The following is a 15,298-nucleotide window of genomic DNA, read 5'->3' as shown; positions in this document are numbered from 1 at the left end:
GGGGTCGTGCGCTCGGCCATCGTGCCAGCCACTACACTGTGGCGCATGCTCATGCTGTGGATCAAAGCCTTTCATATCGTATTTGTGGCCAGCTGGTTTGCGGGCCTGTTTTACCTGCCACGGATCTTCGTCAATCTGGCCATGGTGCCGGCCGACTCGCAGGCCGAGCGCGAGCGCCTGCTGCTGATGGCGCGCAAGCTCTTGCGCTTTATGACGATGATCGCGGTGCTGGCGCTGGGCCTGGGCCTGTGGCTGTGGTTGGGCTGGTGGCGGGGGGCAGGGGGCTGGCTGCATGCCAAGCTGTTCTTTGTGTTGCTGGTCATTGGCTACCACCATGCCTGCGCGGTGCTGCTGCGCAAGATCGCCAACGGCACGGACCGGCATTCCCATGTCTGGTACCGCTGGTTCAATGAGGTACCGGTGCTGGCCATGGTGGTCATCGTGGTGCTCGCGGTGGTCAAGCCCTTTTAAGCCGCCCACTCACCGCGACCCCTCTGCCAACCAGGGCCCTTGATGACCATGCCTGACAGCAGCCCAGTGCCCACCTCTTTGCAGATGTCTGCACCGCCAGTGGAGCCCCGCACCATTGCCTGGCCGCTGGTGCCGGTGTATGTGGCGCTGATCATCTTTGCCAGCCTGTTCCCGTTTGCGGGCTGGCGCACCCAGGGCATCTCGCCGGCCGAGTTTTTGCTGGCGCGCATTCCGCCTCCGTACTGGACCTGGTTCGATGTCTGGATCAATGTGGCCGGCTATGCGCCGCTGGGCCTGCTGCTCAGCCTGGGCTGGTGGCGCCATGGCTGGGTCAAGACGGGCTGGTTCTGGGCCCTGTGTGTGGGCAGCCTGCTGTCGCTGGCGATGGAGTTTTTGCAGATCTTTTTGCCACTGCGCGTGTCGAGCAATATGGATTGGCTGCTCAACAGCATCGGCACCTTGCTGGGGGCGCTGCTGGTGCCCTTGCTGGCCTGGCTGGGCATTTTGCGGCGCTGGCGCGATGTGCGGGCACGCTGGTTCGATGCCGATGCGCGCGGCGCCATTGTGCTGCTGATGCTCTGGCCGCTGGCGCTGCTGTTCCCGGCCGCGCAGCCCTTTGGCCTGGGCCAGGTCTTTGACCGGCTGGAGATGTGGCTGGTCGACATGCTGGAGAACTCGGCCTTCGAGCACTGGATGCCCAACTTCATGCAGGCCACTGAGCCGCTGTCGCCCATCGGGCAACTGACCGCTGTGCTGCTGGGCCTGCTGATTCCCTGCTGGCTGGCCTTCAGCGTGATGGGCAGCGTGACACGGCGCATGGTGATGGTGGCGCTGGTGGTGCTGGGCGGGATTGCATTCTCGGCGCTGTCGTCCTCGCTGAGCTATGGCCCCCTGTATGCCTGGGACTGGCTGGACCAGCCCACCCGCCTGGGCATTGCGCTGGCCGTGGCGCTGGCGCTGCTTCAGGTGGGCATGCCACGCCGTTACTGCGTGCTGCTGCTGCTGATGGGCTTGATGATCGATATCAACCTGCTCAACCAGTCGCCCCCCAGCCCCTACTATGCCGATGCGCTGCAGTCCTGGGAGCAAGGGCGCTTTATCCGCTTCTTTGGTCTGGGCCAGTGGCTGAGCTGGCTCTGGCCCTTTGCGGTGATTGCCTATGTGCTGCTTCGCTTGGGCCGGCTGCCTGCGGTGGTGGCGGCGCGGCGGCGCCAGCGCTCGGCCGCCGCCCCTGCTGACCGCAGCTAAACGCAGTAGCCCGTGGCAGTATTGCGGCGCATGGCGGCCAGGCGGGCGCCAAGCTGCCACAATGGGGGATCGCATTCGAAGAGAGCTTGGCATGAGCGAGCAAACACCTGGCAGCAACGGCCAGTACTACGAACACCATGTGTTCTTCTGCCTCAATGACCGCGTCAATGGCGAAAACAGCTGTGCCCACCATGGCGCCAAAGAGATGTTTGACCATTGCAAGGCCCGCGTCAAAGCCGAGGGCTTGAGCGGACCGGGTAAGGTGCGGGTCAACAAGGCGGGCTGCCTGGACCGCTGCGCCGGCGGCCCCATCATGGCGGTCTACCCCGAAGGGGTTTGGTATACCTTTATCGACAATGACGATATCGATGAGATCGTCGAGTCGCACCTGAAAAATGGCCAGGTGGTCGAGCGCTTGCTGACCCCGCCCGATGTGGGCCGCTGAGCCCTTCCCTTTTCCCAGTTAGATCCGGGGCTGCCTTGCCGCCACTGGCCGCGCAGCGCCCGCTTTGGAGTTGACCGCGTCATGAATGCGCAAACCGAACGTTTCACCATCACCGGGCCTGCCGGCATTCTGGAAGTGGCCCGTGACCTGGCCGCCAGCCCCGATGGGCAGCAGCGCGGCACGGCCATCATTGCCCACCCGCACCCGCTGTTTGCCGGCACCATGGACAACAAGGTGGTGCAGACCTTGGCGCGGGCCTTTGTGGCCAGCGGCTGGACGGCGCTGCGCTTCAACTTTCGCGGTGTCGGCGAGTCAGCCGGCAGCTATGACGAAGGCCGGGGCGAGCGCGATGACTTTCTGGCGGTGGTGGATCAGCTGGCGCCCGAGGGGAATCTGGCACTGGCGGGCTTCTCGTTCGGTTCCTTTGTGATGAGCCATGCCCTGGCGGAACTTTGGCCAAAGCGCCAGATCGACAAGGCGGTGTTCGTGGGCACGGCAGCTTCGCGCTTTACGGTGGCGACCCTGCCGCCCGAAGCCCATGAGCGCACCTTGGTGGTGCATGGCGAGGCGGATGACACCGTGCCGCTGGCAGCGGTGATGGACTGGGCGAGGCCGCAGATACTCCCGGTTACGGTTGTGCCGGGAGGCGGGCATTTTTTCCACGGACAATTACCGCTTCTCAAAGGCTTGGTCACGCGCCACCTGCTTTCACCCGCCGCTTGACGGTGTAGTATTGCTATTGTTTTTATAGTCTGCAGCGCGCGTTCATGGCGCTGCAGGCACTGTTCTTAGAGTTGGACGACATGAAATCGAGCTTGATGCCCACCCTGCGTACCTGGGCTGCAGCAGCGCTGCTGGTGCCCACCCTGGCCTTTGCACAATTGGCCGCGCCCCAGCCCCCGGAAATTGCGGCACGCAATTACTTGCTGTTTGACGTGACCACGGGCCAGGTCCTGGCGGCCAAGGATGTGGATGCGCCGGTGGAGCAGGCGTCGCTGACCAAGCTGATGACCGGCTATGTGGTGTTCGATGCGCTGCGCAACAAGAAGATCACCTTGGAGCAAACCATGCCGGTGAGCGAGCGCGCCTGGAAGATGCCCGGCTCGCGCATGTTCATCGACCCCAAGATGCAGGTGAAGGTGGACGATTTGCTGCACGGCATGATCGTGCAGTCGGGCAACGACGCGACGATGGCGCTGGCCGAAGCGGTGGGCGGCACGGCCGAGAACTTTGTGCGCCTGATGAACGAGCAGGCCAAGGCGCTGGGCATGGCCAACACGGCCTACAAGAATCCCGAGGGCCTGACCGAGCCGGGCCACACGACGACGGCCAAGGATCTGAGCATTCTGGCCAACCGCCTGATCAAGGACTTCCCCGAGTACATGCACTACTACTCGACCAAGCAGTGGTTCTACCCCGGCACGCCCAAGTCGAACGGCACCAATCGTAATACTTTGTTGTTCCGTGACCCGACGGTCGACGGCCTGAAGACCGGCCACACCAATGCGGCTGGCTACTGCCTGGTCTCCACCGCCAAGCGCCAGGTGCCCAATGCCGGCGAGCGCCGCCTGATCTCCATCCTGCTGGGCGCTGCCAGCGACCGCGACCGCGCCAACGAAAGCCAGAAGCTGCTGAACTGGGGCTACACCGCCTTCGATACCGTCAAGCTGTTTGACGGCGGCCAGGCGGTTGCCACGCCCAAGGCCTGGAAGGGCGCGCAGGACGTGGTCAAGATTGGCAGCGTCGCGCCGATCGTTGTGAATGTGCCCGCAGGCACCGGTGGCAAGCTGGAAACCCAGGTGGTCAGCCAAGAGCCGCTGATTGCGCCTTTCACCAAGGGCCAGAAGCTGGGCACCTTGAAGGTGATGGCCGGCGGCCAGCAAGTGGCTGAAGTGCCACTGGTGGCGCTGGACGATGTGGCAGAAGCGGGCATTTTTGGCCGCGCCTGGGATGCGATCCGCCTCTGGATCAAGTAAAAAGCTGCTGATGGCAGGCGCCTGAGCGCTTGCCATCGGATTCTTGCCCGTCTTTGCAAAGCGTGCCTGGTGCACGCTTTGTGGTTTCTGCATCATCAAAAACAAGAGCAGCTGAGGTAGTCGGGGTAAGCATTGCCTGAGAAAACTTTGGGGAAGAGCAACGTCAACAGAGGCGGCAGGCGCGGGCATGCAAAAACCAGCATTTGCCCAAACCGAGACTAGGTGATACATTAGAGGGCTTTTCGGAATTTCCGAAGGGGCTGCCGTCTTTGTCTTTCAGGCAAGGGCTCGGCAGTAATTCACGGTAAGTTCACGGTAATTTCACGTTTAGGGACGTTTATTAATGCCAACCATTAACCAACTCGTGCGTCAGGGCCGCACGGTAGAAGTTGTTAAATCCAAGAGCCCTGCTATGGAAAACTGCCCCCAGCGCCGCGGCGTGTGCACTCGTGTGTACACCACGACGCCTAAGAAGCCTAACTCGGCTTTGCGTAAGGTGGCTAAGGTGCGTCTGACCAATGGTTTCGAAGTGATTTCGTACATTGGCGGCGAAGGCCACAACCTGCAAGAGCACAGCGTTGTGCTCGTGCGCGGTGGCCGTGTGAAGGACTTGCCAGGTGTGCGTTACCACATCGTGCGCGGTTCGCTTGACCTGCAAGGCGTCAAGGACCGTAAGCAGTCCCGTTCGAAGTACGGTGCCAAGAAGCCTAAGGCTAAGTAAGCCCTGGTTTTTTGAACGAATACATAGGTGCTGTGTCCCGCGTGGCGCGAGATTCAGCGTAGTGACCCCAAGCGCAAGTGTTTTGTGTGGGTCGAGTAAGTGGGAGTCCTGATTGGCTCTCGCGGTGTCTGAAAAGATGCCAACTGAAGCAAAGATAGAGGTAAAGAAATGCCACGTCGTCGCGAAGTCCCCAAACGTGAAATTCTGCCGGATCCAAAGTTCGGCAATGTAGAGCTGTCCAAATTCATGAACGTGATCATGGAAGGCGGCAAGAAGGCAGTTGCAGAGCGCATCATTTATGGCGCCCTGGATCTGATCGAGAAGAAGCACCCTGATAAAGACCCGCTGGAAGCTTTCGTTGTTGCCATCAACAACGTCAAGCCTATGGTCGAAGTGAAGTCCCGCCGTGTTGGCGGTGCCAACTACCAGGTGCCAGTGGAAGTGCGTCCTGTCCGTCGTCTGGCTCTGTCCATGCGCTGGTTGAAGGAAGCCGCTCGCAAGCGTGGTGAGAAGTCCATGGCCCAGCGCCTGGCCAACGAACTGCTCGAAGCGACCGAAGGCCGTGGCGGCGCGATGAAGCGCCGTGACGAAGTGCACCGCATGGCCGAAGCGAACAAGGCATTCAGCCACTTCCGCTTCTAAGCTGCGCGATCTGTCTCGCTATTGCAAAGGCCGCATGCAACAATTTTTGCCTGCGGCCTTGCTTGGATTGAGACTGCCCACACATCGTAGGCTGATGCCTGCGCAATCCGCCAGTCCGCATCCGCCCCCACTTTACTGATCAACAAAGGATCATCCATGGCTCGCAAGACCCCCATCGAGCGCTACCGCAATATCGGTATTTCTGCGCACATCGACGCAGGTAAAACCACCACGACCGAACGTATCCTGTTTTACACCGGCGTGACCCACAAGCTGGGTGAAGTGCACGACGGCGCTGCTACCACCGACTGGATGGAGCAAGAGCAAGAGCGCGGCATCACCATCACTTCCGCTGCAGTGACCTGCTTCTGGAAGGGTATGGATCTGTCCTACCCAGAACACCGCTTCAACATCATCGACACCCCCGGCCACGTGGACTTCACGATTGAAGTGGAACGTTCCATGCGCGTGCTCGACGGTGCTTGCATGGTGTACTGCGCTGTGGGCGGCGTGCAGCCACAGTCCGAAACCGTGTGGCGTCAAGCCAACAAGTACAAAGTGCCACGTCTGGCCTTTGTGAACAAGATGGACCGTACCGGTGCCAACTTCTTCAAGGTCTATGACCAGATGAAGCTGCGCCTGAAGGCCAACCCTGTGCCCGTGGTGATCCCTATCGGCGCTGAAGAAAACTTCAAGGGCGTGGTCGATCTGGTCAAGATGAAGGCCATCATCTGGGACGAAGCATCCCAGGGCATGAAGTTCGACTACGAAGACATCCCTGCCGACCTGAAGGAATCCGCTGAAAAGTGGCGTGAAAACCTGGTCGAAGCGGCTGCTGAGTCGAGCGAAACGCTGATGAACAAGTACCTGGAAGAAGGTACCTTGTCCGAAGAAGAAATCAAGGCTGGCATCCGTGCTCGTACCTTGGCTGTTGAAATTCAGCCAATGCTGTGCGGTACCGCGTTCAAGAACAAGGGCGTGCAGCGCATGCTGGACGCCGTGATCGACTACCTGCCTTCGCCGGTGGACATCGATGACGTGGCCGGTACGGATCCTGACGACGAAGAGAAGAAGGTCACCCGCAAGGCAGATGACGGCGAGAAGTTCTCTGCGCTGGCATTCAAGCTGATGACCGACCCGTTCGTGGGTCAGCTGACCTTCGTTCGCGTGTACTCGGGCGTGCTCACCAAGGGTGACACCGTGTACAACTCGGTCAAGGGCAAGAAAGAGCGTATCGGCCGTATCGTGCAGATGATGGCCAATGACCGTGTGGAAGTCGACGAAATCCGCGCTGGTGACATCGCTGCTTGCGTAGGCTTGAAGGACGTGACCACGGGTGAAACCCTGTGCTCCGTCGATGCACCGATCATTCTGGAACGCATGGTGTTCCCAGAGCCCGTGATTGCACAGGCTGTGGAACCAAAGACCAAGGCCGACCAGGAAAAGATGGGTATCGCTCTGTCGCGTTTGGCTGCAGAAGATCCATCGTTCCGCGTGCGTACCGACGAAGAATCGGGCCAGACCATCATCGCCGGTATGGGCGAGCTGCACCTGGAAATTATCGTTGACCGCATGAAGCGCGAATTCAACGTGGAAGCCAACGTGGGCAAGCCCCAAGTGGCATACCGCGAAACGATCCGCAACAAGGTCGTGGATGTGGACGGCAAGTTCGTTCGCCAATCCGGTGGTAAGGGCCAGTACGGTCACGTGGTGTTCACGGTTGAGCCGCAAGAGCCAGGCAAGGGCTTCGAGTTCGTCGACGCTATCAAGGGCGGTGTGGTTCCTCGCGAATACATCCCTGCGGTGGAAAAGGGCGTGATCGAAGCACTGACCTCCGGCGTGCTGGCAGGCTACCCCGTGGTGGACGTGAAGGTCACGCTGACCTTCGGTTCGTACCACGATGTGGACTCGAACGAAATGGCGTTCAAGATGGCCGCTATCTTCGGTTTCAAGGAAGGTGCTCGCAAGGCCAGCCCCGTCATCCTGGAGCCCATGATGGCTGTGGAAGTGGAAACGCCAGAAGACTACGCTGGTACCGTGATGGGTGACTTGTCTTCCCGCCGCGGTATGGTGCAGGGCATGGACGACATGGTTGGTGGCGGCAAGGCCATCAAGGCAGAAGTGCCACTGTCCGAAATGTTCGGCTACGCAACGTCGCTGCGCTCGCAAACGCAAGGCCGCGCTACGTACACGATGGAGTTCAAGCACTACGCTGAAGCCCCACGTAACGTGGCCGAGGCTATTGTCGCCGCACGCGCAAAGGCCTAAAATATGCGCCCGCACCTGGCTTGCCAGGTGCGGATCGCTTTTGTCTACGACCGGGTGCCGCTTTGTTTCCTGTGCGAAGCGACCTAGCAATTCGGTGTAGACGTTAAACCCAACACAGGTTTTGCTCTTTATTTGGAGAAATTCTCATGGCAAAAGGTAAATTCGAACGGACCAAGCCGCACGTCAACGTGGGCACCATCGGTCACGTCGACCACGGTAAGACCACGCTGACGGCTGCGATTGCAACCGTGCTGTCCAAGAAGTTTGGTGGCGAAGCCAAGGCTTACGACCAAATTGACGCTGCTCCTGAAGAAAAGGCCCGCGGTATCACCATCAATACCGCCCACGTTGAGTACGAAACGGCTAACCGCCACTACGCTCACGTGGACTGCCCAGGTCACGCTGACTATGTGAAGAACATGATCACCGGCGCTGCCCAGATGGACGGCGCTGTGCTGGTGTGCTCGGCCGCTGACGGCCCCATGCCCCAGACCCGCGAACACATCCTGCTGGCTCGCCAGGTGGGCGTGCCTTACATCATCGTGTTCCTGAACAAGTGCGACATGGTCGATGACGAAGAGCTGCTGGAGCTGGTGGAAATGGAAGTCCGCGAACTGCTGGACAAGTACGATTTCCCAGGTGACGACACCCCTATCATCCGCGGCTCGGCTAAGCTGGCTCTGGAAGGCGACCAATCCGAAAAGGGTGAACCCGCTATCCTGCGTCTGGCTGAAGCTCTGGACACCTACATCCCAACGCCTGAGCGCGCTGTGGACGGTGCTTTCCTGATGCCCGTGGAAGACGTGTTCTCCATCTCCGGTCGTGGCACCGTGGTGACCGGCCGTATCGAGCGCGGTATCATCAAGGTCGGCGAAGAAATCGAAATCGTCGGTATCAAAGACACCGTCAAGACCATCGTGACCGGCGTGGAAATGTTCCGCAAGCTGCTGGACCAAGGTCAAGCTGGTGACAACGTTGGCCTGCTGCTGCGCGGCACCAAGCGTGAAGATGTTGAGCGTGGCCAAGTGCTGTGCAAGCCTAACTCGATCAAGCCACACACCCACTTCACCGCTGAAGTGTATGTGCTGAGCAAGGACGAGGGCGGCCGCCACACCCCCTTCTTCAACAACTACCGTCCTCAGTTCTACTTCCGTACCACGGACGTGACCGGCGCCATTGAGCTGCCAGCTGACAAGGAAATGGTTATGCCTGGCGATAACGTGTCGATCACCGTCAAGTTGATCAACCCCATCGCTATGGAAGAAGGTCTGCGTTTCGCTATTCGCGAAGGCGGCCGTACCGTGGGCGCTGGCGTGGTTGCCAAGATCATTGCTTAATTCTTAGAACAACTGGGAATTAACATGTCCAAGCAAAAAATCCGCATCCGCCTGAAGGCTTTCGATTACAAGTTGATCGACCAGTCTGCTGCTGAAATCGTAGAAACCGCCAAGCGCACCGGCGCGATCGTCAAGGGCCCCGTGCCCCTGCCGACCCGCATGAAGCGTTTCGACATTCTGCGTTCGCCCCACGTGAACAAGACCTCGCGTGACCAGCTGGAAATCCGCACCCACCAACGCCTGATGGACATTGTCGATCCTACCGACAAGACCGTTGACGCGCTGATGAAGCTGGACCTGGCTGCCGGCGTGGACGTCGAAATCAAACTGCAATAAGGCCGGAAAGCCACACCCTCGGGTGTGGCTGCTTGCCCTTTTTAACGCGAACTTGCCTATTTGGGAAGTTCGCGTTAAAATTTATGGCTTCGTGCGCTCAACATTCAATTTGTCTGACATTTGGATGGTAGGCGCCGGAGTTTTTATCAACCTTCTTTCGTGCCGATGGCGTCAAACCCTGGTGCAACACCGAGCCAATTGCAGTTTCGGTGGCGGAAGTTTTGGAGCAACAAATGAGTCAAAGCAACTCCCTCGGGTTGCTGGGCCGTAAGGTAGGCATGATGCGCCTGTTCACGGATGACGGCGATGCAGTGCCTGTCACCGTGGTGGATGTATCTAACAACCGCGTGACCCAGGTTAAAACCCAAGAGAACGACGGCTACGTGGCCCTGCAGGTCACCTTTGGTCAACGTCGCGCCTCGCGCGTGACCAAGCCAGCCGCTGGCCACCTGGCCAAAGCAGGCGTGGAAGCTGGTGAAATCACCCAGGAATTCCGCGTTGCAGCTGACACCGCCGGCAAGTACGCCGCAGGTGCATCCCTGCCAGTGACCGAGATCTTCGCAGTGGGCCAAAAGGTCGACGTGCAAGGTACCTCGATCGGTAAGGGCTACGCCGGTACCATCAAGCGTCACAACTTCAAGTCGCAACGCGCGTCGCACGGTAACAGCCGTTCGCACAACGTTCCCGGCTCGATCGGTATGGCACAAGACCCAGGTCGCGTGTTCCCCGGTAAGCGCATGACTGGTCACATGGGCGATGAGACCGTGACTACCCAGAATCTCGACGTGGTTCGTATCGACGAAGCGCGTCAACTGCTGCTGATCAAGGGCGCAATCCCCGGTTCGAAGAATGGCTTCGTAACCGTGCGTCCTGCTGTCAAGGCAGTTGCTAAAGGAGCGAACTAATGAAGCTCGAACTCCTGAACGAACAAGGTAAGGCAGCCTCCCAAGTGGACGCTCCTGAGACCGTGTTTGGTCGCGATTTCAATGAAGACCTGATTCACCAGATCATCGTTGCTTACCGCGCCAACGGCCGTCAAGGCACACGCGCTCAAAAAGACCGTGAACAAGTCCGTCACTCGACCGCCAAGCCTTTTAAACAAAAGGGTACGGGTCGCGCACGTGCTGGTATGACCTCCTCGCCTCTGTGGCGTGGCGGTGGTCGCATTTTCCCGAATCTGCCTGATGAAAACTTCACGCAGAAGATCAACAAGAAGATGTACCGTGCCGGTATGGCATCCATCTTCTCGCAGCTGGCCCGTGAAGGCCGCCTGGCTGTGGTTGATTCGCTGACGGTTGATTCGCCCAAGACCAAGGTGCTGGCTGACAAGCTCAAGTCCATGAACCTCGAATCGGTGATGGTGATCGCTGACGAAGTGGACGAAAACCTGTACCTCGCTTCGCGCAATCTGAAGAATGTGTTCGTGGTTGAACCACGTTACGCTGACCCAGTGTCGCTGGTGCAATTCAAGAAAGTGCTCGTCACCAAGGGCGCTCTCGACAAACTCAAGGAGATGTTCGCATGAGCCGTGTGAACCCTACTCCCGCCGAACGCAAGTTCGACGAAGGTCGTCTGATGCAAGTGCTGGTTGCTCCTATCGTGTCCGAAAAGGCCACGCTGGTTGCTGAAAAGTCCAACGCTGTGACATTCAAGGTGCTGCAGAACGCCACCAAGCCCGAGATCAAGGCCGCTGTTGAGCTGCTGTTCAAGGTCGAAGTGAAGGGCGTGTCTGTGGTGAACACCAAGGGCAAGACCAAGCGCTTTGGCAAGACCATTGGCCGTCGCGACAACGTTCGCAAGGCTTATGTGCTGCTCAAGCCAGGTCAAGAGCTGAACCTCTCTGGGGAGGCTGCGTAATCATGGCTGTTATTAAGCTCAAACCAACTTCCCCAGGCCAACGCCATGTGGTGAAGGTGACCCGTGGCCATCTGCACAAGGGCGAAGGCTTCGCTCCTCTGCTGGAACCTCAGTTCCAAAAGGCAGGCCGCAACAACAACGGTCACATTACTACCCGTCACAAGGGCGGTGGTCACAAGCACCACTACCGCGTAGTGGACTTCAAGCGCACCAAGGACGGTATCCCCGCCAAGGTTGAGCGTATTGAATACGATCCAAACCGTACCGCTCACATCGCTCTGGTGTGCTATGCAGACGGCGAGCGTCGTTATGTGATCGCTCCGCGCAACCTGGAAGTGGGCGCAACCATTGTCAGTGGCTCTGAAGCACCGATCCGCGTGGGTAACACCCTGCCGATCCGCAACATCCCTGTGGGTTCGACCATTCACTGCATCGAGCTGAAGATCGGCGCTGGCGCACAAATCGCCCGCTCTGCTGGTACCTCGGCTACCTTGCTGGCTCGCGAAGGCGTCTACGCCCAAGTGCGTATGCGTTCGGGCGAAGTTCGCAAGATCCATATCGAATGCCGTGCAACCATTGGTGAAGTCGCCAACGAAGAACACAGCCTGCGCCAATTGGGCAAGGCCGGTGTCAAGCGTTGGATGGGTATTCGTCCTACCGTTCGCGGTGTGGTGATGAATCCTGTCGACCACCCACACGGTGGTGGTGAAGGCAAGACCGGTGAAGGCCGTCACGCAGTTGACCCATGGGGCAATCTGACGAAGGGCTACCGTACCCGTAACAACAAGCGCACACAGACCATGATCGTGTCGCGCCGTAAGAAGTAAGGGGTAGCAAATGACTCGTTCTCTAAAAAAGGGCCCGTTTGTTGACCATCATTTGCTGGCTAAGGTCGAAAAGGCCATTGCCACCAAGGACAAGAAACCAGTGAAGACCTGGTCGCGTCGCTCCATGGTTCTGCCCGATTTCATCGGTCTGACCATTGCCGTGCACAACGGCAAGCAACACGTACCAGTATATGTAACCGACCAGATGGTGGGCCACAAGCTCGGCGAATTCGCCCTGACGCGCACCTTCAAGGGTCACCCCGCTGATAAAAAAGCGAAACGATAAGGAGTAGACCATGTCTGAAACACGTGCAGTCCTCCGCGGCGTTCGCCTGTCGGTTGACAAAGGCCGTCTGGTTGCGGATCTGATTCGCGGCAAGAAGGTTGACCAAGCTCTGAACATTCTCGAGTTCACGCAGAAAAAAGCTGCTGTGATCGTCAAGAAGGTTCTGGAGTCCGCTATCGCCAACGCTGAGCACAATGACGGCGCTGATATCGACGAACTGAAGGTTACGACCATCTTCGTTGAGCAAGGCACCACGCTCAAGCGTTTTACCGCTCGCGCCAAGGGCCGCGGCAACCGCATCAGCAAGCCTACCTGCCACATTTATGTGACCGTGGGTAACTGAGGCCTAAAGGAAGAACATGGGACAAAAAATCCATCCTACCGGCTTCCGTCTGGCGGTCAGCCGTAACTGGTCTAGCCGCTGGTACGCAAGCAACCGTGATTTCGCCGGCATGCTTGCCGAAGACATCAAGGTTCGTGAGTACCTGAAAGAGAAGCTGAAGAACGCTGCCGTGGCACGCGTTCTGATCGAGCGTCCTGCCAAGAACGCCCGTATCACCATTTACTCGGCTCGTCCTGGTGTGGTGATCGGCAAGAAGGGTGAAGACATCGAGGCCCTGAAGAAGGAACTCGCTGCTCGCCTGGGCGTGCCAGTGGCAGTGAACATCGAAGAAGTGCGCAAGCCTGAAATCGATGCCAAGCTGATCGCTGACTCGATCACCCAGCAGCTCGAAAAGCGTATCCAGTTCCGTCGCGCCATGAAGCGTGCGATGCAGAACGCGATGCGTCTGGGCGCTCAAGGTATCAAGATCATGTCGTCGGGTCGTTTGAACGGCATCGAAATCGCACGTACCGAGTGGTACCGCGAAGGTCGTGTGCCACTTCACACCCTGCGCGCTGATATCGACTACGGCACCTCCGAAGCCAAGACCACCTACGGTGTGATCGGCGTGAAGGTGTGGGTCTACAAGGGTGACACTCTGGGTCGTAACGATCTGCCAGCCGCAGAAACGCCACGTCCTGATGATGAGCGTCGTCCACGTGGTCCTCGTCGTGATAACCGCAATGGCGATCGTCCATCGCGTGGCCCTCGTCGCCCCGCTGGTGGTAACACGGCTCCTGCAGACGGTAGCGACAAGCCCGCCGGCGCTGGTGCTGATTCCGTTAAGCGCGTTCGCAAGACTGACGCGCCCGCTACAGCAGCGGACGGTAAAGGAGAATAACTATGCTGCAACCTGCTCGCCGCAAATACCGCAAGGAGCAAAAGGGTCGCAACACTGGTATCGCAACCCGTGGTAACACGGTAGCGTTCGGTGATTTCGGCCTGAAATGCACGGACCGTGGCCGCTTGACGGCCCGCCAGATCGAGGCTGCACGTCGTGCAATCTCCCGTCACGTGAAGCGTGGCGGCCGTATCTGGATCCGCGTGTTCCCTGATAAGCCAATTTCGACCAAGCCTGCTGAAGTCCGTATGGGTAACGGCAAGGGTAACCCAGAGTACTACGTGGCTGAAATTCAGCCCGGTAAGATGGTGTTCGAAATCGTTGGCGTGCCCGAAGAACTGGCCCGTGAAGCGTTCCGCCTGGCTGCCGCCAAGCTGCCGCTGCGCACCACGTTCGTCACCCGTCAGCTTGGCGCTTAATTCAGGAGAAATCGATATGACGAAAGCTGCTGAACTGCGCCAAAAAGACGTTGCTGGCCTGGAAGCCGAGATCAAGTCCTTGCAAAAGGCTCACTTTGGTCTGCGCATGCAAAAGGCAACGCAACAACTGGGCAACACCGCTACCATCAAGGCTACCCGCCGCGATGTGGCACGTGCCAAGACCATTCTTGCTGAAAAGCAAGCCGCCAAGTAATAGGAGCCGACATGACGGAAGCTAAAAAATCCCTCAAGCGCACCTTGATTGGCAAGGTGGTCAGCGATAAGCGTGAAAAGACCGTGACCGTTCTGGTAGAACGTCGCGTGAAGCACCCGATCTACGACAAGATCATGATCAAGTCCAGCAAGTACCACGCCCATGATGAAAATGGCGAGTACAACACCGGCGACATGATTGAAATCACCGAGAGCCGTCCGCTCTCCAAGACCAAGAACTGGGTTGCTACCCGCTTGGTGCAAAAGGCTGCATTGGTTTAAGTCTTTTGCGACTTGCACCAACGTAACTTGAAAAACGACCCACAATCTGTGGGTCGTTTTTTTATGCCCGTTTGACCCGTCGGTCAGCGGGCTCACTGCCATAGTGGCAATTTACAAGGAGTACACCATGATCAAAGTTGGCGATTCGCTTCCCGCAGCTACCCTGAGCGAGTTTGTGGCGGTTGAAGGCAATGGCTGCAGCCTGGGCCCTAACGCATTCGATGTGACCAAGGAAGCGGCTGGCAAGACCATCGCTTTGTTTGCGGTGCCCGGCGCGTTCACCCCCACCTGCTCGGCCAAGCACCTGCCTGGCTACGTGGAGCAAGCCGAGGCTTTCAAGGCCGCAGGTGTGGACGAAATCTGGTGCCTGTCGGTCAATGACGCCTTTGTGATGGGTGCCTGGGGCAAGGACCAGCACACCGACGGCAAAGTGCGCATGATCGGCGACGGCGATGCCGTTTTTGCCAAGGCTACCGGCCTGACCCTGGACCTGAACGGCAAGGGCCTGGGCCTGCGCAGCAACCGCTACTCCATGCTGGTCAAGGATGGCAAGGTCGTGCAGCTGAACGTGGAAGCCCCTGGCCAGTTCACGGTCAGCGATGCCGACACGATCCTGGCACAAGCCAAGGCCTAAGCGGCCCCTGGATTGGCGGGCATCCGCCCCATGTCGGGCGGGCCAGCCGGCCGCCCACCCAAAAACAGCAAAGCACGCCGAGGCGTGCTTTTTTGTGGCTGAAAGCACCCGCG

At 58.8% G+C, this 15,298-nt stretch carries 21 protein-coding genes; all 21 read left to right on the top strand.

The window, feature by feature from the left end:
- Positions 1–51 precede the first annotated feature (51 nt).
- The 21 genes from HS961_RS00770 (at position 52) to HS961_RS00670 (ending at position 15,185) form a co-directional block, all read left to right on the top strand.
- Positions 52–471: a CopD family protein gene (locus tag HS961_RS00770; protein ID WP_182325919.1), complete on the top strand. Its 420-nt coding sequence runs from the start codon at positions 52–54 to the stop codon at positions 469–471.
- Positions 472–519: 48 nt separating this feature from the next.
- Positions 520–1,719 carry a VanZ family protein gene (locus HS961_RS00765; RefSeq protein ID WP_238347897.1) on the top strand — a complete coding sequence of 400 codons (1,200 nt, stop codon included), beginning with the start codon at positions 520–522 and terminating at the stop codon, positions 1,717–1,719.
- 91 nt (positions 1,720–1,810) lie between these two features.
- Positions 1,811–2,164: a (2Fe-2S) ferredoxin domain-containing protein gene (locus HS961_RS00760; protein WP_182325918.1), complete on the top strand. Its 354-nt coding sequence runs from the start codon at positions 1,811–1,813 to the stop codon at positions 2,162–2,164.
- An 81-nt stretch (positions 2,165–2,245) separates the two neighbouring features.
- Complete coding sequence (locus tag HS961_RS00755) at positions 2,246–2,887, top strand: alpha/beta hydrolase (protein ID WP_182325917.1); 642 nt, start codon at positions 2,246–2,248, stop codon at positions 2,885–2,887.
- An 80-nt stretch (positions 2,888–2,967) separates the two neighbouring features.
- Entirely contained in the window at positions 2,968–4,140 is a 1,173-nt protein-coding gene (locus tag HS961_RS00750; RefSeq protein ID WP_238347729.1) for a D-alanyl-D-alanine carboxypeptidase family protein, read from the top strand.
- A gap of 343 nt (positions 4,141–4,483) precedes the next feature.
- Positions 4,484–4,861, top strand: coding sequence for a 30S ribosomal protein S12 (gene rpsL / locus HS961_RS00745; protein ID WP_012202325.1), 378 nt, complete (start codon positions 4,484–4,486; stop codon positions 4,859–4,861).
- 168 nt (positions 4,862–5,029) lie between these two features.
- Complete coding sequence (rpsG, locus tag HS961_RS00740; RefSeq protein WP_182325916.1) at positions 5,030–5,503, top strand: 30S ribosomal protein S7; 474 nt, start codon at positions 5,030–5,032, stop codon at positions 5,501–5,503.
- Positions 5,504–5,659: 156 nt separating this feature from the next.
- Entirely contained in the window at positions 5,660–7,771 is a 2,112-nt protein-coding gene (gene fusA / locus HS961_RS00735; RefSeq protein WP_182325915.1) for an elongation factor G, read from the top strand.
- 146 nt (positions 7,772–7,917) lie between these two features.
- Positions 7,918–9,108 (top strand): elongation factor Tu, encoded by a 1,191-nt coding sequence (gene tuf / locus HS961_RS00730; RefSeq protein ID WP_182325873.1) that lies wholly within the window; start codon positions 7,918–7,920, stop codon positions 9,106–9,108.
- Between the two features lie 24 nt (positions 9,109–9,132).
- The gene (gene rpsJ, locus HS961_RS00725; RefSeq protein ID WP_021025591.1) at positions 9,133–9,444 is read left to right on the top strand and encodes a 30S ribosomal protein S10; all 312 of its coding nucleotides are present in this window, start codon (positions 9,133–9,135) and stop codon (positions 9,442–9,444) included.
- A 233-nt stretch (positions 9,445–9,677) separates the two neighbouring features.
- Positions 9,678–10,349 carry a 50S ribosomal protein L3 gene (rplC, locus tag HS961_RS00720; protein ID WP_182325914.1) on the top strand — a complete coding sequence of 224 codons (672 nt, stop codon included), beginning with the start codon at positions 9,678–9,680 and terminating at the stop codon, positions 10,347–10,349.
- Positions 10,349–10,969 carry a 50S ribosomal protein L4 gene (gene rplD, locus HS961_RS00715; RefSeq protein ID WP_182325913.1) on the top strand — a complete coding sequence of 207 codons (621 nt, stop codon included), beginning with the start codon at positions 10,349–10,351 and terminating at the stop codon, positions 10,967–10,969. The genes rplC and rplD overlap by 1 nt, the downstream gene beginning before the upstream one ends.
- Positions 10,966–11,301 (top strand): 50S ribosomal protein L23, encoded by a 336-nt coding sequence (rplW, locus tag HS961_RS00710; RefSeq protein ID WP_021025594.1) that lies wholly within the window; start codon positions 10,966–10,968, stop codon positions 11,299–11,301. The genes rplD and rplW overlap by 4 nt, the downstream gene beginning before the upstream one ends.
- A 2-nt stretch (positions 11,302–11,303) precedes the next feature.
- Positions 11,304–12,128: a 50S ribosomal protein L2 gene (gene rplB / locus HS961_RS00705; protein ID WP_182325912.1), complete on the top strand. Its 825-nt coding sequence runs from the start codon at positions 11,304–11,306 to the stop codon at positions 12,126–12,128.
- 10 nt (positions 12,129–12,138) lie between these two features.
- The gene (gene rpsS, locus HS961_RS00700) at positions 12,139–12,414 is read left to right on the top strand and encodes a 30S ribosomal protein S19 (RefSeq protein ID WP_027010580.1); all 276 of its coding nucleotides are present in this window, start codon (positions 12,139–12,141) and stop codon (positions 12,412–12,414) included.
- A 10-nt stretch (positions 12,415–12,424) separates the two neighbouring features.
- Positions 12,425–12,757, top strand: a complete 333-nt coding sequence (rplV, locus tag HS961_RS00695; protein WP_182325911.1) for a 50S ribosomal protein L22 — start codon at positions 12,425–12,427, stop codon at positions 12,755–12,757.
- A 16-nt stretch (positions 12,758–12,773) separates the two neighbouring features.
- The gene (gene rpsC, locus HS961_RS00690; protein ID WP_182325910.1) at positions 12,774–13,637 is read left to right on the top strand and encodes a 30S ribosomal protein S3; all 864 of its coding nucleotides are present in this window, start codon (positions 12,774–12,776) and stop codon (positions 13,635–13,637) included.
- Between the two features lie 2 nt (positions 13,638–13,639).
- On the top strand, positions 13,640–14,056 hold the full coding sequence (gene rplP, locus HS961_RS00685; RefSeq protein ID WP_021025599.1) for a 50S ribosomal protein L16: 417 nt from the start codon (positions 13,640–13,642) through the stop codon (positions 14,054–14,056).
- 16 nt (positions 14,057–14,072) lie between these two features.
- Positions 14,073–14,270 (top strand): 50S ribosomal protein L29, encoded by a 198-nt coding sequence (gene rpmC, locus HS961_RS00680; protein ID WP_021025600.1) that lies wholly within the window; start codon positions 14,073–14,075, stop codon positions 14,268–14,270.
- 11 nt (positions 14,271–14,281) lie between these two features.
- Positions 14,282–14,551, top strand: a complete 270-nt coding sequence (gene rpsQ, locus HS961_RS00675) for a 30S ribosomal protein S17 (protein ID WP_182325909.1) — start codon at positions 14,282–14,284, stop codon at positions 14,549–14,551.
- Positions 14,552–14,678: 127 nt separating this feature from the next.
- Positions 14,679–15,185: a peroxiredoxin gene (locus HS961_RS00670; RefSeq protein ID WP_182325908.1), complete on the top strand. Its 507-nt coding sequence runs from the start codon at positions 14,679–14,681 to the stop codon at positions 15,183–15,185.
- Positions 15,186–15,298: the final 113 nt, after the last annotated feature.

Origin of the sequence: Comamonas piscis (assembly GCF_014109725.1) — a bacterium.
GTDB classification, from domain to species: domain Bacteria; phylum Pseudomonadota; class Gammaproteobacteria; order Burkholderiales; family Burkholderiaceae_C; genus Comamonas; species Comamonas piscis.
This window is presented reverse-complemented; position numbering and strand designations above follow the sequence as displayed.